Annotated in this window: 15 protein-coding genes; 11 read left to right on the forward strand and 4 right to left on the reverse strand. The window is 66.0% G+C overall.

The window, feature by feature from the left end:
* Window positions 1–3 precede the first annotated feature (3 nt).
* Window positions 4–1,572, forward strand: coding sequence for a DHA2 family efflux MFS transporter permease subunit (locus SB4_RS04770; protein WP_058751667.1), 1,569 nt, complete (start codon window positions 4–6; stop codon window positions 1,570–1,572).
* Between the two features lie 265 nt (window positions 1,573–1,837).
* Here the strand turns inward: SB4_RS04770 and SB4_RS04775 are convergent, their stop codons facing one another.
* Window positions 1,838–3,940 carry a TonB-dependent siderophore receptor gene (locus SB4_RS04775; protein ID WP_058751637.1) on the reverse strand — a complete coding sequence of 701 codons (2,103 nt, stop codon included), beginning with the start codon at window positions 3,938–3,940 and terminating at the stop codon, window positions 1,838–1,840.
* Between the two features lie 282 nt (window positions 3,941–4,222).
* Here SB4_RS04775 and SB4_RS04780 point away from each other — a divergent pair, with 282 nt between their 5' ends.
* From SB4_RS04780 to galA, 10 genes are all read left to right on the forward strand, one after another.
* The gene (locus tag SB4_RS04780; RefSeq protein ID WP_241488481.1) at window positions 4,223–4,810 is read left to right on the forward strand and encodes a sigma-70 family RNA polymerase sigma factor; all 588 of its coding nucleotides are present in this window, start codon (window positions 4,223–4,225) and stop codon (window positions 4,808–4,810) included.
* A gap of 61 nt (window positions 4,811–4,871) precedes the next feature.
* On the forward strand, window positions 4,872–5,795 hold the full coding sequence (locus SB4_RS04785) for a FecR family protein (protein WP_058751638.1): 924 nt from the start codon (window positions 4,872–4,874) through the stop codon (window positions 5,793–5,795).
* 168 nt (window positions 5,796–5,963) lie between these two features.
* Window positions 5,964–8,975 (forward strand): TonB-dependent receptor, encoded by a 3,012-nt coding sequence (locus tag SB4_RS04790; protein WP_241488482.1) that lies wholly within the window; start codon window positions 5,964–5,966, stop codon window positions 8,973–8,975.
* A gap of 115 nt (window positions 8,976–9,090) precedes the next feature.
* Window positions 9,091–9,858 carry a Slam-dependent surface lipoprotein gene (locus SB4_RS04795; RefSeq protein WP_241488483.1) on the forward strand — a complete coding sequence of 256 codons (768 nt, stop codon included), beginning with the start codon at window positions 9,091–9,093 and terminating at the stop codon, window positions 9,856–9,858.
* A gap of 59 nt (window positions 9,859–9,917) precedes the next feature.
* Entirely contained in the window at window positions 9,918–11,390 is a 1,473-nt protein-coding gene (locus SB4_RS04800; RefSeq protein ID WP_058751640.1) for a surface lipoprotein assembly modifier, read from the forward strand.
* Complete coding sequence (locus tag SB4_RS04805) at window positions 11,380–12,117, forward strand: energy transducer TonB (protein WP_058751641.1); 738 nt, start codon at window positions 11,380–11,382, stop codon at window positions 12,115–12,117. Before SB4_RS04800 ends, SB4_RS04805 begins: the two co-directional genes overlap by 11 nt.
* A gap of 29 nt (window positions 12,118–12,146) precedes the next feature.
* Window positions 12,147–12,776, forward strand: a complete 630-nt coding sequence (locus SB4_RS04810) for a biliverdin-producing heme oxygenase (RefSeq protein WP_241488484.1) — start codon at window positions 12,147–12,149, stop codon at window positions 12,774–12,776.
* Complete coding sequence (locus SB4_RS04815) at window positions 12,760–13,158, forward strand: YbaN family protein (protein WP_082669970.1); 399 nt, start codon at window positions 12,760–12,762, stop codon at window positions 13,156–13,158. The genes SB4_RS04810 and SB4_RS04815 overlap by 17 nt, the downstream gene beginning before the upstream one ends.
* A gap of 131 nt (window positions 13,159–13,289) precedes the next feature.
* Window positions 13,290–16,130 (forward strand): glycosyl hydrolase 115 family protein, encoded by a 2,841-nt coding sequence (locus tag SB4_RS04820; protein WP_082669971.1) that lies wholly within the window; start codon window positions 13,290–13,292, stop codon window positions 16,128–16,130.
* Entirely contained in the window at window positions 16,127–19,012 is a 2,886-nt protein-coding gene (gene galA, locus SB4_RS04825; protein WP_193753738.1) for a beta-galactosidase GalA, read from the forward strand. Before SB4_RS04820 ends, galA begins: the two co-directional genes overlap by 4 nt.
* A 12-nt stretch (window positions 19,013–19,024) precedes the next feature.
* Here the strand turns inward: galA and SB4_RS04830 are convergent, their stop codons facing one another.
* From SB4_RS04830 to SB4_RS04840, 3 genes are all read right to left on the reverse strand, one after another.
* Complete coding sequence (locus SB4_RS04830; RefSeq protein WP_058751672.1) at window positions 19,025–20,140, reverse strand: acyltransferase family protein; 1,116 nt, start codon at window positions 20,138–20,140, stop codon at window positions 19,025–19,027.
* Between the two features lie 5 nt (window positions 20,141–20,145).
* Window positions 20,146–22,428: an alpha-N-acetylglucosaminidase gene (locus SB4_RS04835; RefSeq protein WP_241488485.1), complete on the reverse strand. Its 2,283-nt coding sequence runs from the start codon at window positions 22,426–22,428 to the stop codon at window positions 20,146–20,148.
* A gap of 83 nt (window positions 22,429–22,511) precedes the next feature.
* The gene (locus SB4_RS04840; protein ID WP_058751645.1) at window positions 22,512–25,280 is read right to left on the reverse strand and encodes a TonB-dependent receptor; all 2,769 of its coding nucleotides are present in this window, start codon (window positions 25,278–25,280) and stop codon (window positions 22,512–22,514) included.
* Window positions 25,281–25,645: the final 365 nt, after the last annotated feature.

Here is a 25,645-nt window from a genome sequence, read left to right on the forward strand (position 1 = left end):
GATATGACACCATCGAACGCGTCCCCCGGCCCTGTGACGCAGACGGCCGGACTCGCTGCCTGGGCGGGGTTCACCTTCATGTGTCTGGGCATGTTTATGGCGATCCTGGACGTCCAGATCGTCGCGACCTCGCTGCCCACCATACAGGCGGCGCTGCGCATCCCGCCCGATCGGATGGTGTGGATACAGACCGCGTATCTCACCGCCGAGATCGTCGCGATCCCGCTGACGGGGTATCTGACCGACGTGCTGGGCATGCGGCGGCTGTTCGTCGGGGCGGTAGGCCTGTTCACCCTGGCCTCCATCGGTTGCGCCATGAGCGGCAGTTTCGAAAGCCTGATCCTGTGGCGGGTCGTACAGGGATTTTCGGGCGGAACGCTGATCCCCATCGTTTTTTCCGCCGTCTTCCTGTTGTTCCCCGTGCGGGTTCAGGGACTGGCGACCACGATCGCCGGGGTTGCGGCCGTGCTGGCACCGACCATCGGGCCGATTGTCGGCGGCTGGGTGACGCAATCCTTTTCCTGGCACTGGCTGTTCCGCATCAATATCGTTCCGGGTGTCGTTGCCGCCCTGGGTGTCGGCTGGTTGTTGCGCGGCGAGCCAGCGGTCGAGCGGTCAGGCGTTGCTCGTGCCATCGATCTGGTAGCTTTGGTTCTGCTTGCCGTCGCGCTCGTGGCGCTTCAAATCGGTTTGAAGGATGCGCCGACGCGCGGCTGGGGTGATGCTTGGGTGCTCGGTTTGCTGGCGCTGTTTGTCGCGTGCGGGATCGGCTTTGCCGTGCGGACGTGGCGTGCGGCAGTGCCACTGGTCGAGCTTCATTGTTTTGCCGACCGCAATTTCGCCATTGGATGCCTGTTCAGTTTCGTATTGGGGTTCGGCCTCTTCGGCTCGACCTATCTGATGCCCTTCTTCCTGGGGCTGGTGCGCGGACACGGAGCGCTGCGCATCGGTGAGATCATGTTGGTCACCGGCATTGCGCAGCTGGTCACCGCGCCCATCGCGGTCTGGGCCGAGCGGCGCGTCGATCCGCGCTGGCTGACGGCCTTCGGCTTCGGGCTGTTCGCCATCGGCCTGCTGATGAGCATGGGACAGACCGCGCAGACCGATTTCCATGCGATGATCCTGCCCCAGATCGTGCGCGGGGCGGCGATCATGTTCTGCCTGTTGCCGCCGACCCGCATGGCGCTCGGTCGATTGCCCCGCAATTTGGTTGCGGATGGCAGCGGGCTGTTCAACCTGATGCGCAATCTGGGTGGGGCGGTCGGCCTGGCGCTGGTCGACACGACGATCTTCAGCCGCGCCGCGACGGAGGGGCGCCACATCGCCAGCCGTCTGCAGGCGGGCGACCTCGACACGGCGCTGCGCATCGGCATTCCCCGGGATGCCTTTCTCGAACAACGTGGCCAGCCGCTCGACGATTTCGCGGTGGAGATGGTGCGGCCGCTGGTAGAGAAAGCCGCGCTCGTTCCTGCCGTCAACGCTGCCTGGGCGTTATGCGGTGTGCTGACAGCCATCATCGTGATCGCCGTGCTCTGGGTGCGGCGTACCCCATATGACGCCGGGAGTAGCTGACCAGGTGTTTAGGCCGGGCATATGGCGACTTGGTCATGTCGTGGCGGGGCCGAACCGGATACGCGCGTCGCAGGTCGCCGTCGGGCTCAGGATCGCACGGGGATCGGTCGCGGCTATTACCCCGGAGCGAACCATCTGATCGCGCTGGACGACATGATTCGGAGAGGGGCACCTCATCCTGCAAGTCGGTCCCGGTTGCCATGCGTAACGCCCGTCCCCGACGACGGCGAGCGAGAGCCTGCCGTCGTCCATCAGGTGGCAGACGCTATAGCCGGTATCCCAGCGACAACATCACGTTGCGCGGCGCCGATACGAAACAGTCGCCACGCGCCAAGCAGGCGGCATAGGCGCGGTTGTCGAGCAGGTTGGTGGCGTTGAGGCGCAGGCGCCAGCGGTCGCGCTCCAGCTCGACCAGCGCATCGACCATGGTGCGCGCCGGGGTGACGATGGTCCAGGCGGCGTTGCCCGACACCTGCTGACCGAGATAGCGCACGCCCGCGCCCAGCCGCAGCGTCGCCCAGCTGCCCTCGAACGTCTTCGTCCCCCAGGCGGAGGCGGTATGGCGCGACAGATAGCCGACCTCGCCCGTGTCGCCATCGACGTCGTTGAAACCATAGGCGAGCGACAGGTCGTAATGGCCGGGCAGGGTGCGTGTCGCCTCCAGCTCGAAGCCCTTGGTGGTCAGCTCCCCGGCCTGGATCTGGCCCAGCGGGTTGCGGGGGTCGGGGATCGGGCGGTTGCGTTCCTTGATGTGGAAGCCGGTCAGCGTGACGAGCGTCGCGCGATCGGGTTGCCACTTCACGCCGCCCTCGAACTGCTTGCCGGTCTGCGGGCGCAGGGGCGTGCCGGACGTGGTCTGGCCGGCCAGTGGCTGGAAGCTTTCGGTATAGCTGAAGAACGGCGATAGGCCCGCCCCAACCTCGCCGATGATACCGGCGCGGAAGGTGGTTGCCGTGTCGGAAGTGCGGCTGGTCAGGCCGCTCGCCAGATCCAGACGGGTGCCGTGCACCCAGTCCCGGCGTGCGCCCAGCACCACCGAGATGCGGTCTCGAATGCGGATCTGGTCTTGCACATAGAGGCCGAGTTGCTTCTGCGTGTCGCGGGTGAAGGGGGCGGTAAGCGGCGGCTCGACGATCGAGGCATAGTCGATATCGTACAGGTCGATGACCTGATAACCGTAATTGTTGCTCTTGCGTACCTGGTTCCAGCTATAGTCGACACCCGCGAGCAGCGTGTGCTCCATGGTCGCACTGTCGCCGACACGCCATTGCACGTTGTTGTCGGTGGAAAAGACCTGGAGCTTCGCCACCGAAGAACCCGCGTACAGGCCGATGCGCCGCCCGTTGCTGCCCGGAATATAGGGGTCGGTCGGATTGCTGTAGCTGTCGGGATAATGGGTGAAGTAATCGACATGGCTGTCGATGTAACGCGCCTTCAGGCTGAGCTTCAGATCGTCGGTAAAGCGGTGGGTGACAAGCCCCGACCCCTGAAGCAGCCGTCCGTCGTAACGGTCGTATCCCGGCTTGCCGACGAACAGGTAACGCGGCAGGCGCGGGTTGCCCGGATTGTCGCGAAGCGTGCCGATGATCGGCAGGAAGTTCGCGGTCGATCCGGTGTGATCGTCCTGATACAGGCCGAGCAAGGTCACATCGGTGCGGGCACCCGGCCGCCAAGTCACGGACGGCGCGATCATCACCCGGTCGTCGGGAACATGGTCTACATAGGTATCGGCATCGCGCACCCGCGCGACGATCCGTGCGGCCAGCGTGTCATTGACCACCCCGTTGACGTCGGCCATCGCTTCCTTGCGGTCATAGCTGCCATAAACGAGGCTCATGTCGGCACTGTTGGTGAACAGCGGCGTCTTGGACACGAGGTTGATGATGCCGCCGATCGAACCCTGGCCGAACAGCACCGAAGCGGGGCCGCGCACCACCTCGACCCGCGAGAAATTATAGGGGTCGGAGGCGATGCTGGCATAATAGCTGAAGATGTCCCGCATGCCGTCGCGGAACTGCAGCGCATTGACGCCGCGGATGGTGAAGCTGTCGACGCGGGTGTCGCGGCCATAGGCATCGGAATTAACACCGGCGGCATAGCGGACCGTGTCGGAAATGTTGATCGCCCCCTGCGCCAGGTAGACATCGTCGGTGATGACGGAGATCGGCTGCGGCACCTCGATCAGCGGCGTATCGGTCTTGGTTCCCGCAAACACTTGGTCGCGACGCCCCTCCACCAGGATATCGCCGTGCTGTTCGGTCGAGGCCTCCGCAGAAGGGCGGCGGTCGCTATCCTCCGGGATGGCCGCCAGAGCGGGAGTTCCAGTTAGCGCGACCAGCGCGACGCCAGCCAGGATCGACGATTTCATGATGGGTCCCCTTATGATTTATCGCGCTGCTAATGATACTGACAACGAATCGCAAGTGAGTCGCGTAGTCGGGTTCGGTCCGTGGTCTGGTCCGCTCATCACGCGATGGGAATTTGGCGTCGCTTGGGGATCGTAATGTGCTGGGCAGGACTATCTTAAGTCCATCCGCCATACCGCATCACGAAATTAATGAATTTGACTCGCAATAACACGTAATCTAGCAGCCATGGTCCTTGCTATGCGGGCCGCGACGGGTGTCGCCAGAGGAGGCATGCAGAACCCTTGGAACACCCTCGCGCCGACACCGGCAGCATCCTGTGGCGGGACGGGCCGTGGCACGGGCGGACACCGGTGATGCGGCGATCCGCGCGCCTTCTGGCCCTGTTCTCCCATCAACGCTCGCGGCTGATTGTCGAGGCGGCACGGATGACCGGTGACAGGGCGTCCGCAGAGGATGTGGTGCAGGATGCCTGGCTGCGTCTGTCGCAGAACGCCCGCGACACCCAGATTGCCGAACCGGTCGGCTATATCCGTCGGGTGGTGCGCAATCTGGCGCTCGATGAATATAGACAGCGGCAGCGGCGCGAGCGGGTGATGTCATCCGACGCAGGCGATGCCGCCGAAACGCAGATGGCCGATACCGCAGGGGCCGATCGTGCCTTGATGGCCAGGCAGGAGTTGGCGCTGGTCGTCGCCGAACTGGCTCGCATGCCGCCACGGATGCGCCGCGCCGTCGAACTGCATCGCCTGTCGGGAGCGCCCTTGCGAGAGATTGCCGCAGAGTTGGGCGTATCCGTCACCGGTGCCCATGCCCTGGTGACCGAAGGCGTGGAGCGGTGTCGCAAATCCGTGCGCGGGAGCCGACACTGATCGCCTTCCGAAAATGGGTCCGTGTCGTTCGTCCTCCCTGCAAGAAACAGAGGGGGCGGGGATGATGGAGGGCGGTGACGGCCGACGCGAGGCGCTGGATTGGATGATCCTGTTGCAGGAGCGGCCTGATGACGAGGCGGTACAGGCGGCGTTCCGACGATGGCGGCACGCGCCAGCCTGTGATGCGGCTTGGCGCGAGCTCGATCATGTCCGCGACCTGATCCGGCAGGTCGATGCGTCGAAACGTGCGCCGCCGGTCGCCGCTCTGCGCCGCTGGAAAAGGGGCCTGCCCCTGGCGATGGCCGCCTGTCTTGCGGGCATTTTTGTGGGGCGGGCCGTCCTGCCGCAGGCTCTGGGCAACCAAAGCACCGGGACCGGCGAGGTCCGGGTGATGCGTCTGGCCGATGGGAGCCGCATCACTCTGGCGCCGCAGAGCGCCATCACCGTGGACGGTCGCTCCGCGCGACAGGTGCGACTGTTGCGCGGCACCGGCTTTTTCGAGGTCCGCCATGATGCGACCCATCCGTTTCGCGTCGTCGTGGGGAAGGTGGTGGCGACCGATCTCGGCACCGCCTTCGAAGTGCGACGCGACGATGATGGGGCGCGGATCGCGGTGCGCGAGGGGCGCGTACGAGCGGCCTGCCGCCATCCTGCCATCGTGCCGGTCGATTTGGGGGCAGGCGACCGGGTAGCGCTCGACTGTTTCGCTGGAAGCTATCGCACATCCAAAGTGCCACCTTCGGCTGTGGCGAGTTGGACGCAAGGAATGCTGCGCGTCACCGACCGGCCGTTGAGCGAGGTGATGGAGGCGCTGCGTCCCTGGCATCGCGGGCTTCTGGTGGCGCGGGGAGCCGGGATGGCGCGACGTGTGACAGGGGTCTACGACCTGCGTCACCCCGACCGCGCTCTGGCCGCCCTATCTCGGGCGCATGGCGTGACCATGCGGCGGACCACGCCATGGCTCACCATCGTCAGCATCGACTGAAACGTCTCTTTTTCATCCGACCTCAAAAATTTTCGAAAAAACCGGAGCGGCCAGCGTCTACCCTGTGAATGCGAACGATACGCAATAGCATTTTATTCGTGGAATTATCGGGGGAACAGGGTGACGAACGAATCTGGGATCTTTCGCTGGAAGCGAATGGCGTTGGCGATGTTGCTGAGCGCCTCGTCGCTTCCAGTTCTGGCAACGCCGCTGGCCGCACAGGCACAACGGGCGGCGGTCGAGGTGAACATTCCGGCGCAGCCGCTGGGCGATGCGCTCGCCCAGTTTGCACAACAGGCGCATGTGCAGCTCGGCGTCGATGCCGCGCTGGTGGCCGGGTTGCGGTCCGGCGGGGTGGCGGGTCGGATGGACCGTGCCAGGGCGTTGGACAGGCTGTTGTCGGGATCGGGGCTCGATTGGCGGTTGGCGGACGGTGTAGTGACGCTGCAAAAGCGGCCCGAGCGCGCCGCCAAGCCGGGGGCGCCTCTCGTCACCGATGCGCTTCAGGTGGACGGTGACGAGACCCCACGCGATGTCGCGGAGGCGCGGGCCGAGCGCGGCCATGACACGGTGTTCGACGCCGATTATTCCAGCGGGTACAAGGACCGTGCGGAGATCGAACGCTACAAGGGCGTCACGACGTCGGACCTGCTGACCGGCATGGTCAACGTCCTGAGCGGCGATGCGCGCAACAGCGGCGCGCTCGATCCCAGCATTCGCGGCATCCAGGGGCCGGGGCGCGTGCCCGTGGTGATCGACGGCACCGAACAGGCCCTGACCGTCTGGCGCGGCTATAATGGCGCGAGCAACCGGGCCTATGTCGACCCCAACCTGATCTCGGGCCTTCAGGTGCTGCGCGGGCCGACCGACAAGGGGAATATCCGCAGCTCGACCGGCGGTACGGTCGTCATCAACACGCTGGACGCCGACGACGTGCTGCGGCCCGGGCGCACCTTCGGCCTCGACCTGCGGTTGGAGGGGGGCGATAACTCGACCGATCCGCGCCTGCCGACGCTGCTGACGGGGCGCGACTATCGCACCGTGCCCGGCTTTCCTCAGACGTCGCCCAGCTTCGCGCTGAAGGATCCCTATCTGCGGATCGTGCCGCGGACCGGATCGGATAACCATTTCCTGTCGTTCGGTGACCGTGCCGTGCGTGTCGCCGGCGCGGTGCGGATCGAGGGGCTGGACCTCTTCGCGGCCTATGCCTTTCGCGAGCGGGGCAATTACTTCTCCGGCACGACCGGGGCGGATTATTACGAGCAGTCGAGCCTGCCGTCCCGGAACCTCAATCGTATCCGCCGGATGGCGCTGGGTTTCGCGCCCGGCAACGAAGTGCCCAACACCTCCAGCGATCTGGAGTCGGTGCTGCTGAAGGCCACCTGGCACATCGCCGACGACCAGTATCTGCTGGTCAGCCTACGCGACAGCGTCACCCGCTATGGCGAGATTATGCCGTCGCGCATCCCGATCGACACGGGCAATGTCCAATGGCCGCTCAGCAAGGTCCATGCCCGCGCCTATAATGCGGAATATAAGTGGCAGCCGGACAGTCGCTGGATCGACCTGAAGGCCAATCTCTGGGCCACCGACACAAGGAGCGACACCTATAATTCCGGCGGGATGCCTAATTTCGCGACCTTTGACGATCCGATCATCATCGACAATGCCCGCGCCAATGCGATGAACGATCGCTACGGTTTCAACGCCAGCAACACCCTGCGCCTCGGCACGAAGCTCGACCTGACGCTCAGCGGCAACTGGCAGCATGAGACGCTGGCGTCGCACGACATCTACAATGCGGCGAATTTCCAGGGCTGGCGGCAATTCCCCCGCGCGGGACGGCGCGAGGAGTTCCTGGTCCGGCTGGACGGGGAGTGGCGGCCCGCGAGCTTCCTGAAGCTGAACGCCGGGCTGAGCTATGCCGGATATTGGGCGGTGGACGATTTCGCACGCGAACAGATCGCCAAGGGGAATCCGAACCTGAAATCTGTCCTCTTCAAAGGCTACAAGTCATCGTTCAAAGTCCGGGGTATTGGGGAGGCGTTTTTCCGGCGATACTACAAGTCCCTGTTTGAAGGCTTTCCCGCATCGGATATCGAAGCGTTTACCGAGATGGATCTGCCGGACTATCTGGCAAACCCTCATTCGATCACGTTCAATCAAGCTGGCCCGGTCTGGGCACCCGACGCGCAGGGGCGTTACAATCGGGCAGACAATCCCTGCCTGAACGGGACAATGAACAGCATACCGGGCGCTACGACCTGCAATCTCAGCATTATTTCAACGACCGTCCCGATCGCTGCACCGCGTCGTTCGGCCCACAACTGGGCGCCGAGCCTTTCGGCCACCGTCTATGCCGACGATCATACCCGCGCCTATGCCCGCTATATCGAGATGTGGCGCTTCCCGAGCATGTTCGAAAGCACGCTGGGCTTTTCGGCGTCGTTCAACCCAGCGTCACCCCTGCGGCCTGAACACGCCAAGCTCTACGAGGTCGGTCTGGTCCGCGATCTGCGCAGTCTGTTGCGGCTGAACCGGGAGGATCAGCGCGCCGACGTCAAGCTGACCTTCTATCGTAACCACATCACCGATGTGGTCGAGCGATCGACCAATCTTCAGTTCAGCAATATCCAGGAACAGACGATCGCCGGAATCGAGGCGGAGGCGCGGATCGACACCGGCGGATTCTACACGCAGTTTGGCGCGGCCTTCATGACGACAAATCGGGTCTGTGACGCAAGCGTCGCTGCTATCGCCGACCGAAAGAACGGCAGTATTCCCGATTGCGTCAAATATGGCTTCCCGGATGGCTTCCTGCTGACCCAGGCGACGCCCGAAGAGACGGTCAACTGGACGATCGGCGGACGCTTCTTCGACAAGCGGCTCGAGATCGGCGGACGGCTGACCTATTATAGCCGCTACGACAATCCGCTGTTCCAGAAGATCGCCGACCTTCCGCGCGAGCAGCAGCTCGACGTCTATTCGCTCAACGTGCCGTTCAGCTGGGGCGAGATCGTCACCGCCGATGCCTATGTCCGATACCGGCTGAACGACCGTTTCTCGGCGGAGCTGGTCGGGACCAACCTCAACGATCGTTATTATGCGGACCCGCTGACCCGTTCGATGATGCCCGCCCCCGGGCGCACCGTCCGGCTGAGCCTGACGGGCCGCTTCTGACGATCCCGCCATTCGACCCCGCCGTCCATGTCCTCCCTGAAAGCCGGACAGTCGCGGCGGGGCCGGATCGATGCGCCTGAAGCGATTGGGCGCACACAACCGCAGGAGTAATATCATGACCTCCATCAAGATGAAGACCCTTGTTCTCGCCGGCCTCGCCACGGTCCTGGCTGCAGGCACGGCCCAGGCCCAGATCGTCGGCGGCTCCACAGACGCCCAGGTGATCGTGGGAGAGAGTACCGTGAATCGCGGCCCGCACGTTGCCGGACGCGCGGGAATCGGCGTGCCGGGGACCAATGGGAAGCTGGTCGATTTCCAAGGTCTCAGCGCGTACGCGCTGCCCGACCTGAACGGCGTCCGGCACCTCAACATGGCAAGCAGCGACGTCAACGACCACAGCAGCTACGGCGACTTCCGTTTCGCGCAGGTCGGGTCGACGGATCTGTGGTTCGGCGAATGGTCGCAGACCGGCAATGCCTCGGCTGGCGATCACACCGTCTATTATGTCGGAGACACCAGTGGCACGACGGTTCCGACCAGCGGGACCGCGACCTATTCGGTCAAGGGCATCAGCGACTATGCCAACAAGGGCGTGCTGACCGGCACGCTGACCGCCAATTTCGCGTCGGGTTCGTCGGGTACGCTGCGTGGCAGCCTGTCCAACGCCTCGACCGGGGCGGGCGTCAATATCGGTACGGCGCGGATCAACGGGGCCGAGTTCGCGGGCAGTAATGCCGTCGCCACCCAGTCGGGTGCCACCGTCGCGTCGGGCGGCGCGGTGAGCGGTCGCTTCTTCGGCGCCAGTGCCGCGGCGCTGGCCGGGACCGTCAAGTTCGACGGTGCGCGTCAGCACGACACCGCCTTCGGCGGCACGAAGAACTGACGCGAAGGGTCGGGGCTTCCGTCTCTCCCTTGCGGGAGCCCCGGCTTCGTGCCGATCCGATGCGCCACGCCGTCTCCCCCTATCTCCTGACGCTCGCCACGCTGTGGCTGGCCGCGCCCGCTTCCGGCCAGAGTGCGCGGAGCGAGGATAACCGCCTGCGTCTCGACCCCGGTATCGATCGCCGGACCACGGCCCAGGACCGCGAGGCGATCGAGGGGGGCAGTTCGCCGGATCGCATCACCATAGATGGCCAAGTCTATTCGGTCGGCCATAACCCGGACGATCTGGGCCGGGCGCTGTACCTGTCGGTAGCGCGCAAGAATTGGGCGGATGTCCGCCGTTTCCTGCCACCGTATCTGGCACTGGCCCGCCATGATCCGATGCTGGTCGCCTGGGCGCGCGGCGGCCTCGCGCGCAGTGACGGGCGGCTGGGCGAGGCCGAGCGCCAGTACCGCGCCCTGCTGGCGATCCAGCCCGACTTCCTGCCGGGGCGGCTGGAGCTCGGGCGCGTGCTGTTCGAGAACCGGAAGGACCGGGAGGCCCGGGACCTGTTCCGCGCGATCCGCGACGAACTGGCGGGTCAGGGCGAGCAGGCCGCCGGGGTTCGCCGGACGGTCGACACCTTCCTCGCCGCGCTAGACCGGCGGGGTGGCTGGCAGGGCATGATCGCGGCGGGGCCGGGCTATAGCAGCAACCTCAACCAGACCTCCGCCAGCCAGACCTGCCTGCTGGTCGGCGCGGACGGCACCTGCCTGATCGACCGCACCCTGCCACCGGCGATCGCCTCCGTCGGCCTCAATATCGAGGGGAGCGTCAGTCGCCGGTTCGCGCTGAAGGGGCAGGGCGGGCTGTTGGCCCGGGCCTTCGTCTATGGCGATCTCTGGCCTGAGCATGGCGCATTCGATCAAGCGACGTTGACCGCGCAGATCGGCTATGATCGTCAGACTGCCCGGCGGAGCCTGACCCTGTCGCCGACCATCGACTTGGCGAGCCTGGGTGGTCGGCTGCTCTATACAGCGCCCGGCCTTCGCGCCGAGGCGATGGTCACCCCGTCGCCCGACACCGCCCTGCGGCTGGAGGTCGCGCGCCGGGTCTTCGATTATCGCCGGAGCTTCGACGATCTCGACGGAGCGCTGACCGAGGCGTCCTTGACCGGCTGGTGGTCACGCCCGCGCGGCTGGACGCTGTTTGCCGGTATCGAGGCGGGCGACAAGCAGGCGGGTGAACGCGCCAATGCCTATCGCCATGTCGGGGCGCGACTGGGGGTGGTGCACGGCTTTGCCGACTGGGCCGAACTGACGCTGATCGGGTCGGTGCGGCAGCGCGATTACGGGGCCTATAGCGAATTGCTGGAGGCCGTCCGCCACGACCGAGAGGCGAACCTGACCGCCGTCCTCCGCCTCCCCAAGCTGCGTCTCGCCGGGCTGACGCCCAACATCCTTCTCCAGCACAATCGGGTGAAGAGCAATGTCGACTGGCTCTATTCCTTTCATCGCACCGCCGCGAGCATCAGGTTGGAACATGCCTTCTGAGGCCGGGCCCAGCGGCTATCGCCAGCCGGTGCAGGCGCGCGCGTTCGGAACCGGGGCGATGGTGGCCACCGGGCTGCTGGGGATCGTGTTGCTCAGCGTCCGGGTGATCGCGCCGCCGACCCCGGTAGCCGACGCCGGGTCGACGGCGGTGTTCGTCGCGGAGGCGATCCCGCTCGATCGGCCTGTGCTCGATCCAGCGGAGCCGCCGCCCGCGCCGCCGCCGCCCGATGCCACGCCACCCCGTCCGACGGCGGCACTCCCGTCCACCATGGCTCCGGCGGTATCCGTGATCGCCGCCCCGTCATCGGTCGGACCGCCTTCCGCCGCGCCGCTGGCTCAGCCGGCGGATGCGGTTGCGCTGCCTTCCTCGCCCTCATCCGGGACGAAGCCGGTCGAAAGCCCTGCGACGACCGCCCCGGCCGCTTCGGCGGCGGCCGCAGCGGCGGACTGGCGGGCACGGCTGCTCGGCCATCTCAAACGCTATCGTCGCTATCCGCGCCAGGCGGAGGCCGCGCGGCAACAGGGCGTCGCCCGCATCGCCATCACCCTGCACCGTTCGGGCGAGGTGATCGCCGTCGAACTCGTCCATGGCAGCGGCTACCCGCTGCTCGACATGGAGGCGCGGACCACGGTGCGCCGTGCCGCGCCCTTGCCCGCGGTCGATGACGCCGTTCCCGGCGATCCGGTCACCGTCGAGGTGCCGATCGAATTCGCCCTGCACCGCTGACCCTTTCCCGTTCTTCCAGGAGTATCGCCATGACCCCGATCGCGTCCCCATCCCAGCCGAGCGTCCCGATGGCCGCGCCCGCCCGGCCGATATCCCGTTCGCAGCGGCTGATGCAGGCCACGCGGAGTGCGCATGACGGGCTGGACAACCGGATCATCTCGGCCGAGCCCTTTCAGGACCGCGATCATTATGTCCGGCTTTTGGAGATGCAGTATCGCTTTCATCGCGCCATTGAGGGGCTCTACTCGCGGTCACTGCCGCTCCCGGCGACGCTGGATTTGCCCGCCCGGCGGCGGCTGGACCGCGTAAGACAGGATCTGGAGGATCTGGGTCGGTCGCCGCCGGAGAATAAAGGGGCTCGGCCGCTCCACATCGCCCGGGTCGACGCCGCCACGGCGATCGGCTGGCTGTGGGTCGCCGAGGGATCGACGCTGGGCGCGGCGTCGCTGTTGAAGCGCGCGGCGGCCCTGGGGCTCGACGAAACCTTCGGAGCGCGTCACCTGGCCGGGCACCCGGACGGGCGCGCCAAATCCTGGAAAAGCTTCACGGCGGCGGTCGATGCGCTGGACCTGGATCAGGTGGGTGACGCGCTGATGCTCAACGGCGCGCGCGACGCCTTCCTCTATGTGCGGAAACTGGCCGATGACAGCTTTGCGTGAAGCGCGCCGGGTGAGGCGGGCGATCCGGTTCGGCTGGCTGGCGCTGGGGATATTCTGCGTCGGGTTGGGCATCGTCGGCGCGTTGTTGCCGCTGATGCCGACCACGATCTTTCTGATCCTGGCGGCGGGATGCTTTGCCCGTTCGTCGCCCCGGCTGGAGGCGTGGCTGCTCGATCATCCGCGCTTCGGCCCGACCTTGCGCGCGTGGCGGCGTGACGGCGCCATGAGCCGCCGGGCCAAGGGGATGGCCTGTGGCGGCATGGCGATCGGCTATGCGATCTTCCTCTTGACCGCCCGTCCGAATACCGTCCTGGCCATCGTCGTGGCATTCGTGATGATCGGTTGTGCGACCTATATCGGCACACGCCCGAACGCCGCATGAGATGCCCCGGCCGCTGGGACGGACGGCTGTCATAAAGTCTGAGATCGGTTTTGAATTGGTCAGGCAAATTCGCTTTACAGCCTTATGACGCTCGCTAAGCTGGCCGTCCGAAATGGGGAGCGGGCGAGCAGATGGATATCGGCGGTAGGGCATTGCACCATAGGGCCTGTCGGCTGTCGTCCCTGATCGGCGCGGTCATGCTGACGGGGGCGGTTGCCGCGACGCCCGCTCACGCGGCGGATTGGGACCTGTCCCGCGCCGGAATCCTGGCTGTCGCCGATGGGCAGGGGACCAGCCGGGTCGCCGGCGAATTGCTGGTGCGCGATCTGGTCAGTCTGGGCGGCAAGCCGTCCGGTATAGTCGAGGGTCAAGCGACGTGCGCGGCGACCTGTATCGTGATCGGCACGGCGGACTCGCCCATCGTGCAGCGGCTGGCGCGGGCAGGGGGTGTCGATCTGTCGCCGCTGCGGGGCGGCTGGGAACGCTATGTCCGCGCGGGGGTGAGGGGCGCCGGGCGGCGCTATCTGTTGATCGCCGGATCGGATGCGCGCGGGGCGGTGTACGGCGTGACCGACCTGTCGCGCGCGCTGGGCGTGTCGCCTTGGGAATGGTGGGCGGATGTCACGCCGCGTCGTCCCGACCGGATTGCCGTTTCCGACCGCACCTTCGTCTCGCGCGAGCCGTCGGTGAAGTATCGCGGCATCTTTCTGAACGACGAGGATTGGGGGCTGCAGCCATGGGCTGCCAAGACCTTCGACCCGGACAAGGGCAATATCGGCCCCAAGACCTATCAGCGGGTCTTCGAGCTGATGTGGCGGTTGAAGGCCAACACGCTGTGGCCGGCGATGCACTCGGTCTCGACACCGTTCTTCGGCGATCCGGGTAATGCCCCGCTCGCAAAACGCTATGCGATCGTCATCGGCAGTTCCCATGCCGAGCCGATGCTCCGCAACAATTTGCGCGAGTGGGACGAGGGGAAGCGCGGCGGGTTCGACTTCACCCGGCGGCCTCAGGCGATCCTGGATTACTGGCGCGAGCGGGTGGGCGAGACCAGGGGGCAGGAGGCGTTCTATACGGTCGGCCTGCGCGGCCTGCATGACGGGCCGATGCAGGGGGTGACGACCACGGCGGCGCGGCGCGGCATCCTGGAGGATGTGGTCGGGCGACAGCGTGGGCTTCTGGCCGACACGCTGGGCAAACCGGCGGCGCAGGTTCCGCAGCTTTATGTCGCCTATCACGAATTGCAGGAGGCCTATGACGCCGGGCTGACCCTTCCGGGCGACGTGACGCTGATGTGGACCGACGACAATTACGGCTATCTGCGACGGCTCAGCACGCCCGAGGAGCAGAAGCGGCCGGGCGGAGCGGGGGTCTATTACCACCTGTCCTATTGGGGGCGGCCGCACGACTATTTGTGGCTGGGCACCACCCACCCGGCGCTGATCCGCGAAGAGATGGGGCGCGCCTGGGCCACGGATGCACGGCGCATCTGGATGGTCAATGTCGGCGACATCAAGCCGATCGAATATCTCTCGCAATATTTCCTCGATCTCGCCTTTGACGCCAAGCTGCTGGACCAGTCGCCGCGCGAGCATCTGCGCCGTTTTATGGCCGAGCAGTTCGGCGAGGCGGAGGCGGGCGCGATCGCTGATCTGATGATGCGCTTCTATGACTTGGCGTGGCCGCGGAAGCCGGAGTTCATGGGCTTCGGCCAGACCGAATGGGTCACGCCCAACCGGCCGAGCGCCTATGTCCAGTCCGATGGCGAGGAAGCGCAGGCCCGACTGGCGGCGTACAGCGCGCTGATGAACCAGGCATCGGCGATACAGGGGCGTATGCCGAAGGACCGGCAGGACGCCTTTTACGAACTGGTGCTCTATCCCATACAGGGCGCGACGCTGCTCAACTGGCGTATCCTGTCGCTCGATCTCGGCGAACTCTATGCGCGCGATCACCGGGCAAGCGCGGAGACCTATGTCTTTGCCGCACGCACGGCCTATATGCGGCTCGCCGAGGCGACCGCCCAGTATAACGCGGCCGCCGGGGGCAAGTGGCGCGAGATGATGGATGCCGCGCCGCGCCGCCTGCCGGTCTTCGACGAGCCCCTGTGGCCAAGTACCGGATGGGGGCTGCAAAGCGGTTGCGGCCTCGGCCTTTGGGGCTCCTGGATCGGGGACGAGAATGTCCTGACCTTCACCAGGGGGGTGCCCGCGACAAGGCGGGTGACGCTCTACACCCGTCAGCCGAAATTTGCCGGTTGGGCCGTCACGAAGCGGCCGGACGGGCTGACCCTGTCGGGGGAGCGGGGGCGGCTGAACGTCGACAATGGTTATGAGCAGCGGCTGACCCTGTCCTATGACGGCAAGGGCGAGGTCGCGCCGGTGACGCTTCACTGCAACGACCAAGTGATGACGATCCACGCGACCGCCTTGACCCCTCCCAAGCTCGATCCCGGCGAGGCGCTGGAGGATGAGCGGCGCGTCACCATGCCCGCGCTGTCGGCCACGTTTGGCGCGGACTGGGAAACGATCCCGGACCTTGGCAGCCAGCGGGGCGCGCTTCGCTCCAGGCTGGCCCTGCCCACCCGCCAATCGGCCGAACAGGGCACCCCTGCCACCTGGCGCTTCGCCACCATGACCGAGGCGGGAGCGAATTTGCGCGTCGTCGCCTTGCCGACCCATCCGCGCGATCCGGCACACGGCCTGCGCGCCGCGGTGAAGCTGGACGATGGCGCGTGGCAGACGGTCGATTTCGCGACCGTGGGGCGCAGCGACCAGTGGCGGCAGAATGTCCTGACCAACACCGCCGTCGCGAACCTGCCGCTGAAGAGCTTTGCCGCCGGGCATCACCGGGTGGCGATCGTGCCGCTCGATCCCGGCCTGATCCTGGATCGTGTCGAGCTGGTGCTCGACGGTGCCCGCCCGCTTTACGCGCCGCTCCCCTCTGATTCTTCGCCGGAGACTGCCCGATGACTGTGACCCGCCGCACCTTGCTCGCCAGCGGGCTGGCCGCCCCGGCGTTGGGCACGCCCGTTCTGGCGGCGAACCGCCCCGTGATACTCGACAGCGGCGATGCGCCCGCGCCTTTCGATGCGATGCCCGAACCGCCCTTCGTCTCCGATCCGAGCCTGCTTCGGCTCGATAGCGGCTGGCTGTTCAACAAGGGCGACATCGCCGTGCCGCCGATCCTGGGGCATGAGGAAAGCTACCAGAACGCCAAGGCCGGAATCGCACAAGGGGCCGCCGCCGTCAGCTATGACGACAGCGACTGGCGTAGCGTCGAGCTGCCGCATGACTGGGCAATGGAGGAGGTGGTCGACCCCAAGGCCAATGTCGCGCAAGGGTATCGGCGGCGCGGGATCGGCTGGTATCGCCGCACGCTGAAGCTGCCGACCGAATGGCGCGGACGCTATCTGGAAGTACAGCTGGGCGCGGCGGCGACCAACGCCACCGTCTGGTTCAACGGCATTCTCGTCGCGCACAGCTTCAGCGGCTATACCGCGATCCTGATCGACATCACCCCCTATGCCCGGTTCGGTGAGGAGGTGAACACGCTGGCCGTCCGCGTCGATGCCGACACGATGGAGGGCTGGTGGTATGAGGGCGCGGGGCTGTACCGCCACAACTGGCTGGCGGTGCGCGACGGGGTGAGCATCGTCACCGATGGCCTTCACGCCGATCCGCGTCGCGAGGGTACGGGCTGGACGGTGCCGGTCGCGCTGACCGTCTCCAACATTCAGAAGACGGCGGCGACCGTGCGGGCCGAGGTCGTGCTGATCGACCCGGCGGGCCGCACCATCGGCCGGGCGGAGACAGACGTGACCGTCGATCCGCTCAAGACCGCCGAGGCCCGGATGACCATCCCGATCGCCGCGCCGCAGCTTTGGTCGGTCGACCAGCCGACGCTCTACCGGGTGGAGACGCGGCTGCTGCGCGACGGCAAGCCCATCGACGCCCGCGCTACCCGGATCGGTTTTCGCGAGATCCGGTTTGATGCGGCGACCGGCTTCTACCTCAACGGCGTGGCGACCAAGATCAAGGGCGTCTGCGTCCATCAGGACCATGCCGGGGTCGGCGTCGCCATGCCCGATGCGATGTGGGACTGGCGCATCCGGCGGCTGAAGGCGATGGGCTGCAACGCGCTGCGCTGCTCGCACCATGCGCCCGCGCCCGAACTGCTCGACGCGTGCGACCGGCTGGGGTTGCTGGTCATGGACGAGAACCGGAACTTCAACCCCAGCCCGGACTATCTGCGCCAGCTGGAGTGGCTGGTCCGCCGTGACCGCAATCACCCGAGCGTGTTCCTCTGGTCGGTCTTCAACGAGGAACCGATGCAGGGCACCGAGCAGGGCTATGAGATGGTCCGCCGCATGGCCGAGGCGGTGAAGGAACTCGACACGTCGCGTCCCGTCACGGCGGCGATGAACGACGGAATGTTCTCGCCCCTGAATGTGTCGGATGCGGTCGATGTGATGGGCTTCAACTACCAGCATCGCCGCTACGACAGCTTCCATGCGGCGCATCCGACCAAGCCGATGACCAGCTCGGAGGATACCAGCGCGTTCATGACTCGCGGTGTGTGGAAGACCGACATGGCCGCGCACGAAGTGAGTTCCTACGACACCGACGCCGCCGAATGGGGGCTGACCCATCACGAAAGCTGGCGGATGATCGACACGCGGCCCTTCGTCGCGGGGACGTTCGTGTGGACGGGCTTCGACTATCATGGCGAGCCGACGCCGTTCGAATGGCCGACGACCAGCAGCGTGTTCGGCATCATGGATTTGTGCGGCTTTGCCAAGATGGCCTTCCATCTGCGCCGCGCGCAATGGGTGGACGATGCACCTGCGCTCGCCATCGCGCCGCACTGGACCTGGCCGGGGCGTGAGGGGCAGGCGATCCGGGTATTGGCGCTGACCAATGCCGAGACGGTCGAGTTGCGCCTGAACGACAAGAGCCTGGGTGTGAAGACGGTCGACCGGCTGGCGATGCCCGAATGGCAGGTGCCCTATAGCCCCGGACGGCTGGAGGCGGTCGGCTATCGCGCCGGGCGCGAGGTGTCGCGAACCTCGGTCGAGACGGCGGGGCAGCCGGTCGCGTTGAAGCTGGTGGCGGATCGTGGCGGGATGCTGGGCACGGGAAGCGACATCCAGCCCTTCACCGTGATGGCGGTGGATGCGCGCGGGCGGGTGGTGCCGGATGCGGATATGCCGGTGAGTTTCCGGGTGACGCGGGGCGCGGTGATCGGGGTAGGCAATGGCGACCCCAATGATCATGATTCCGAGGTGGTGCCCGCGCGTCGCCTGTTCCACGGGCTGGCCCAAGCGCTGGTTCGTGCCGAGGCGGGGGCGGGGACGCTGACCGTCGAGGCGACCGCGCCGGGGTTGAAACCCGCGCGCGCCACGGTGCGCGTGATCGCCGCCGAGCCTTTGCCCGCGCTCCCTGCCACCCGGCCGGTGGCGATGCTGACCGACTGGAAGCGCAGCGACTTCACCGCGACCCGGCCCGATCCGCTGCGCCGTTATGCTGGCAACGACATGAACAGCCTGGTCTATGCGCGGCCCGGACGACTGGAGGGACCGGGCGAGGGCGTCTGGTCGACTTATCGCACCAGCTTCAAGCCGCGCCGCCGGGTGGCGGAGCAGGGTGGTGCGGTGGTCTTTGCCGAGGTCGTCGGCCGGGCCGAGGCCTGGGTCGACGGGGTGAAGCGGGCAGAGAAGACCGACTTCGCGGGCGCGCCGCTGGAGGTGCCGTTCCCCGCCGGGGCGAGCGAGCGGCAGGTCGTGCTGGTCGTGGAGGCGGTGCCGGGCAAGGCGTCCGGCCTGGGCCGGACGATTTCGGTTCGGGAGCGGTGACCCGATGACGTCTCAGACCTTGAGGATGATCCCCTTGCGATCCAGCACCCAGCCGAAGGCGCAACAGATCAGCGTATAGGCGAGCGCGCAGAGCAGCGACCCGACCGGCCCCGGCGCGATCGGCTGGAACGCATTGAGGCCGACCCAGGTGTACAGTCCCTCACCATCGACATGGATCAGCTCCAGCACCACGACGAGCAGCTCGGAGAACAGGTAGATGGCGAGCGGATTGCGCCCGAGCATCTGGAGGAAGGATCGCCCGACCTTCACGCCGCGTATCTCGACCAACCACAGTGCCGCGCCTAGCAGGATCAGGTCGATGCCGACCGTCAGCGCGACGAACGAGCCGGTCCACAATTTCTTGCCGATCGGCAGCATCGGCGACAGCAGCAGCGCCACGACGACTAGCCCGGCCCCGATCGCCGCGAGCCGTCCGACCGTTGCGGCGTGCTTGCCCCAACGCTGGATGGCCAGCCCCGTGAGATAGCCCGCAATGACATTGGCGGTGGCGGGCAGGGTGCCGAGCAGTCCCTCGGGATCGAAGCCATGGTCCTTTTTATACAGATGCTCCGGTCCGATCAGCCATAGGTCGAACAGTGTACCCGCATTCTTGTACCGCCCGAACGCCTCGCCCGCCGGGCTGAGCCCGACCAGGATCGCCCAGTGCGCGACGACCAGGCCGATGGCGACTACGACCAGATGGCTGGGCTTCAGATAGCGCGCACACAGCGCCCCCAGCAGATAGCAGAGCGCGATGCGTTGCAGCACGCCGGTCAGTCGCGTGTCGGCAAAAGGCTTGGCGACCCAGCTCCCGTCCGCCTGATGCGTGACGAAGGGGAACCAGTACATCAGCACGCCGAGCAGGAAGATCAGCGCGGCCCGCTTGAACACCCGGCGCAGGAAGACATGTTCGGGCATCGGCCGGGTCAGTGCGAAGCTCATCGCGTTGCCGACCGCAAACAGGAAGCTGGGATAGATCAGGTCGGCCAGCGTGAAGCCGAACCACGGCGCGTGCTGCAACTGGGTGAAGGCCCCGCCCGCGCCCGCCGTGTTGACCACGATCATCAGGAAAATGGTCGCGCCCCGGAACATGTCGAGCGAGGCGAAGCGCTCGGGTCTGGCGGTCATGGTCGTCACCGGGCGGTCTCCGTCATCAGCGCGCTGGCCTCGGCCACCGGATCGGCGGGGGCGCTGGCCTTGTAGGGGCGGGGATCGGCGACCCAGGCCTTTTCCCAATCGAGCAGCCGGGCGGTAAAGGCGGCATCGTCGACCGGCCGCTTGGCGAGGGCGGCGGCCCGCGCCCCGGTCAGATAGGCGGTCCAGCGCGGCAGGTAGTAATCGGCATACATGCCCGCCCAGGCCTTGGACGCATAATCGCCCAGATGGCCGCGGCCGCCCCAGATCGTCACCTGCGCCTTGGCATTCTGTTCGTAGGCGGTCTTTTCGGCGGGCGTGTCGCCATAGGCCCGCGCATCGGCGATCCAGCTGGCTAGGCTTTCCTGCTGCCCGCCGATCAGATGGTCGATGGCCAGCGCCAGCGCCTTGACCCGCGCCGTCTCTCGGTCGCCGGTCGCAATATCGCCCTTCTGATAGGCGGCGACGGCGGCCTTCACGCTGTCGTCCAGCGACAGGCTGGCGGTGTGTCGGGTCAGGTCGACCAGATCATAGCGGTAGAGCGGGCTCTTGCCGTAAGCTGGCGCGAGCTTGAGCATCGCCGCGATCCCGGCGCGCAGCTTCGCCCGGTCGCCCGGCTCGGCGGGATAGGTCGGTGCATCGGCGGCGGGGCGCTTGAAGAAGAGATATGCGCCCGCCCGCTCGTTCCACCAGCGCGGCGTCCAGTAGCGCACGTCATAGGCACCCGCGACCACATCCTGCCATGCGGCGACCATCGCCGGATCGCTCCGGCCATAGCGGGCGGCGGTATAGCGGATCAGCCACGGGCCCATCGCCATGTCGCCGCCCGGCCAGGCTACATCATAGGCATAGTCGTAGATCAGGCTGTTACTGTGCAACCCCTCCGGGAACATGCCGAAGCCGCGCACATTCCCGCGCCCCTGGTCGGTGAACATCGCGGCGACGTCGCGACGGTAGAAATCCGGCGCGCCGTACGCCGGGTTGCTGCCGCCATAATTATGGACATAGCCGTATACCCAGCTCTTGCCGTCGAAGCCGTTCGTGGTCTTCCAGATGCCGGGATAGCGGTCATTGCCGATGTCGAGGATCAGCATCTTCTCATCCGGCACGTCGCGCAGGAAGGCGGCGATGGCGTCGGGCGTCCAGAATTTCTTGTCGGCCCCGAACAACCAGCCCTGCATCACCCAGGTCGCGCCCGGCGCGGCGGCGGCGATCGAGGCGTAGAGCCGCTGGCCATAGGCCGCCAGCCTTGCGTCGCGGACCTCACGGGGCAAGGCCGCCGCCTTCGTTGCCGCGTCCAGCGCGGGCGTGTTGGCGGTCGCGTCGCCGTAAGCGGCGTTCGCGGTGTCGCTGCCATCCTCGGCGATGGGCGGCACCATCTCGTTAAAGGCGTCGGCCAGGTAATATTGCCCTGGCCCATATTCGGCGGTGTAGAGTTGCAGGAAACGCTTGGCGAGCGGGGCAAAGAGGGGATCGGACGGGTCGAGCCAATAGGTCCCCTCGAACCCTTCCCAGGATCGCATCTTGTAGATGCGCGCCTTGGGATGCGCCTCGGCAAAGGCCTTGGGCACGTATCCCGCAAAGGCGGGCAGGATCGGCGTCATGCCAAGATCGCGCATCCGGGTCAGGATACGCTTTTGCAGGTCATGCTTCTTGTCGATCCATCCCTGTGGCAGGGGCGCGCGATAGCCCTCGATATTGCCCATGCGCTGCCATGGCAGAAAGGCGGGGCCGGAGAAATGCTGCGCCAGTTGCGCCTCGGTCAGACCCTGCTCGCGCCATAGCTGGCGCCACACATAATCCTGTCCCTCCATGGCCAGCGGCATGTCGACGCCGTGTACCGCCATCGCGTCGATCTCGCGCTCCCAGCGGGCCCAGTTCCACCAGGGCGTGGTATAGCCGAAGGTACAGGTGTTGAGGTAAGCGCGGATGTTGAAGGGCGACGACACCCAGCCACTGTCGTCGGGCGTCAGCCGGGTCATCGGGCCGACGCGATTGCCCTCCCAACTGACCGATAGTCGCCCTTGCGCGTTTAGCATCGCCGCCGCCCCGCGTACTGCCGCGACGGGCGAGGAGGCTTCGACGTTCAGCCGATCATGATCCACCCGGACCCGGTAGCGCGGATCGGCGGCGGGACGGATCGTCACCGCCACCTGCCGCTCGGGCACGCCCAGCCGCTGGAGCGCGGCCCGCGCCGCCTGCCCGCCATCGCTCTGGGCATGCACCGCCGGGGCGACAAAAAACAGAGTGCCGATCAGGCCGAGCGCTTTGGAAGAGGTCATCACGGACGGCATTGTCCCCGGCAAAATGGCAAAAGGGAAGGGCGGACCGGCCCGCACGGCCGTCCGCCCTTCAGGGGGGAGGTTTAAAAGCGCGTCGACGCCGAGAGATAGACGGTGCGACCCGTCCGGCTGGCGAGCTGGAAGGTGTTCGCGTTGGTCTGATAGGCGTCTTCGTGCGTGTTGTTCAGGTTGATGATCCCCGCCGTGAAGCTGAGATAGCTCAGCGGATTGAAGCCCAGCGCCAGGTCCATTTGGGTGCGCGGGCGTACGACATGGGTCAGGCCGCCATTGACGAAGAAGCTCGATGCCGCATCCTGCACGTAGGAGCTGCGGTGGTTGACCGACAACCGCACGCTGAACATCTCGTTTTCCCAATAGGGCGTCAGGTTCCAGGTCAGCTTCGACAGGTCGCGCAGGTTGAAGCCAGTGCCGATCGCGCTGGCATCGGTATCGACCACGGTGACGTTGCCGACCGCGCCGAAGCCCTTGACCGGCAGGATCATGTCGAAATTCTGCGACGCCGAGAGTTCCAGGCCCTTGATATGGATGACCCGGTTGTCGTTCAGCACCCGGCTGAAGCTGTAATCGGTCTTGAGGTCCGCCGACTGGCAATCGCTGACCACGCCGTTCAGCGCCACGCCGTCGAACGAGCTGGGGCAGTAGAATTGCGTGAATGTGCCGTTCTTCACCGCCTTGTAGAAACCGGCGATGCTGATCGAATTCCCCTTGCCGTGATAATATTCCAGGCTGATGTCCAGCTGGTTGGCGGTCAGCGGCTTCAACCGGCTCTCGCCCTGCGCGACCGACACGCTGGGGCGCAGGCTGGTGGTGACTCGGGTGATGGTGTCGGCCATCTGCGTCTGGCTGTTGAGCAGCGGACGGACCAGCACCTTGGCGGCGGCGATACGCGCGACGAGCTGCGGCGTCAGGTCCAGCGCGAAGCTGGCGCTGGGCAGGACATTGCCATAATCCTGCACGACATGCTGCTGGCCGAGCAGGGTGGCGTCGCTGCCGGTGCCGTTGGTCAGGCTGCTGGTGACGTTCTGGTGCGTATGTTCGTAGCGGACGCCGACATTGCCGCGCACGGCCATGTTGAAGATCGTGCCGTCGATATTCGCCATCGCGTAGACGGCCGGGATATAGCGGTCGACTTTATAGGTATTGGGCCAGTCGGGCGTGTCGGGCACGGAAATGCCCTTGTCGCGCAGGATCTGCTGCCACAGCGGCGCATTGACCGATAGGAACGAGCTGGGGATGCCCATCGACCCGCCCAGGAAATTGTTCACCAGCACGCCCGTCTTCGACAGGTCGGGAATCCAGGCGAATTCGGGATAGGTCACGGGATCGCTGACATCGGCGTCGCGGTCGTGGCGATACGCCTTGGTGTCGAAGCTTTCGTGGTGATATTTCGCGCCGATGACCAGCGCCTTGATCCCGTGCCAGTCGAGATCCTGGGTCAGGTCGGTCTGGATCGCCCGGTCGCGGGCGGACTGGATATGCGTCGCGCCGTCGACGAATGCGTACCAGGTGCGGTTCGCCATGTTGTAGATCGACCCGTCGGTCAGGCTGGCGGTGTTCCACTTGACGTTGAACGGATCGGAAATGTCGAGCTGGCCGCCATTGGCGAAGCGCACCTCGTCGATCGTCGCCCATTCGTACAGCTTGGCATCGCCCTGGGTATAATGGCCGATCGCGCGGATATGGGTGGTGTCGGTCGGGCTCCAGTTGACCGTGCCGGTATAGGCCTGGGTCTGGAGATTGCGCAGTTCGGGCTGGTCGTTGTTGTCGACGTTGAAGTTGCTGATCGAAATCTTGTCGGCGATGCCGTTGGCGGTGTTGTTGACCGTCACCGCCGAGGCGGCCCAGCGGCCGAAGACCATCTGGCGCGTGTCGTAGCGGGTATGGTCGCGCGAATATTCGCCCTGCAGCAGGACCTCGAAATTGTCCTGCGGCTTCCACTGGATCGCGCCGCTGCCCATCAGCTGTTCGGTGTCGCGGTCGATCCGGCGATAGCGCAGATTGCCCGGCACCTGGACATTGGCGGCCCCGGCGACGGCGCCCGGCTGATACCAGTTCTTGATGAACAGATAGTCGCCGCGATCCTTCAGCTTCTGATAGCCCAGGTCGAGCATGACGCCGATCGTGTCATCGGCGAAGCGCTTGATATAGGCAGCGTTGACCTTGGGCGTCGCGTCCTTGCGATAGTCGGAATAATAGCCCTTGATCCCGGCGATGAAGCTGGGACCCTTATAGGCGAGCGGCTTGACCGTATCGATGTTGACGGTGCCTGCCAGGCCGCCGGTGTCCATGTCGGCGGTCGGCGACTTGATGACCTGGATCGCGCTCGCCAGATCGGTCTGGATGATGTCGTAGCGGAAGCCGTCCTTGAAGTCGGCGCTGGCAAAGGTCTGGCCGTTGATCGTGGTGCGCGCATATTGCGGGCCCAGGCCCCGGATGCTGATCGTCGAGCCGCGACCGTTGATGTTGGACATCTGGACGCCCGCGATCCGCTGGATCGCTTCGGTCACGTTCTGGGCGGGGAACTTGCCGATATCCTCCGACGAGATGCCGTCGGTGATGCGGATGTCGTTGCGCTTGGCGGCAAGAGCGGAGGCGATGCTCTGGCGATAGCCGGTGACGGTGATCTCGCTCTGGCCGGTATCGCCCGCCGTGTCGGCCTGCGGCGTGGCCTGTCCGGTGGTCGCCGCCCCCGTCACGCTTGCGGTCACGCTCTGGGCCAGAGCCGGCGCCGCGCCGATCGTCATGGCCAGCCAGGCGGTGGTGAAGGCCGTCGTGTGAAGCAGGCTTTTGCGCCGAGGATTCGACGCGCCGCAACGCGGAGACTTGATCATGTTGTTTCCCTCCCTCTCATTCCGGCGCGGGCACATCGCACCGGGCTTCCCCAAGACTTGCCGGAAAGGGCTTGCGTGATCGGCGCGGAAGCAAAGGGGCGCCGTTGGCCGGAACGGACAGGCCGTTCACGGACCGGGTCGGGACCGGACCATTTGCTGCGCCGGCACGCGGAGCCTTTTCCTGATCCCTCGACCATCTGACCGCCCGGGCTTTGGCCCGTGTTCGGCAAAGAGGTGCAAAGGACCGAAAATGTCGTCCTGCATCGCCGTGTTGTAATCTTATGGTCTTATCGGTGACATGGAATGGTCATGCCTGTCAATGGCCGCAAAAAGGGTTTTGTTGAAAAATTGGTCGGGCCTCTTGC

The sequence above is a fragment of the Sphingomonas sanguinis genome (genome assembly GCF_001476905.1).
In the GTDB taxonomy this organism is placed as follows: Bacteria; Pseudomonadota; Alphaproteobacteria; order Sphingomonadales; family Sphingomonadaceae; genus Sphingomonas; species Sphingomonas sanguinis_B.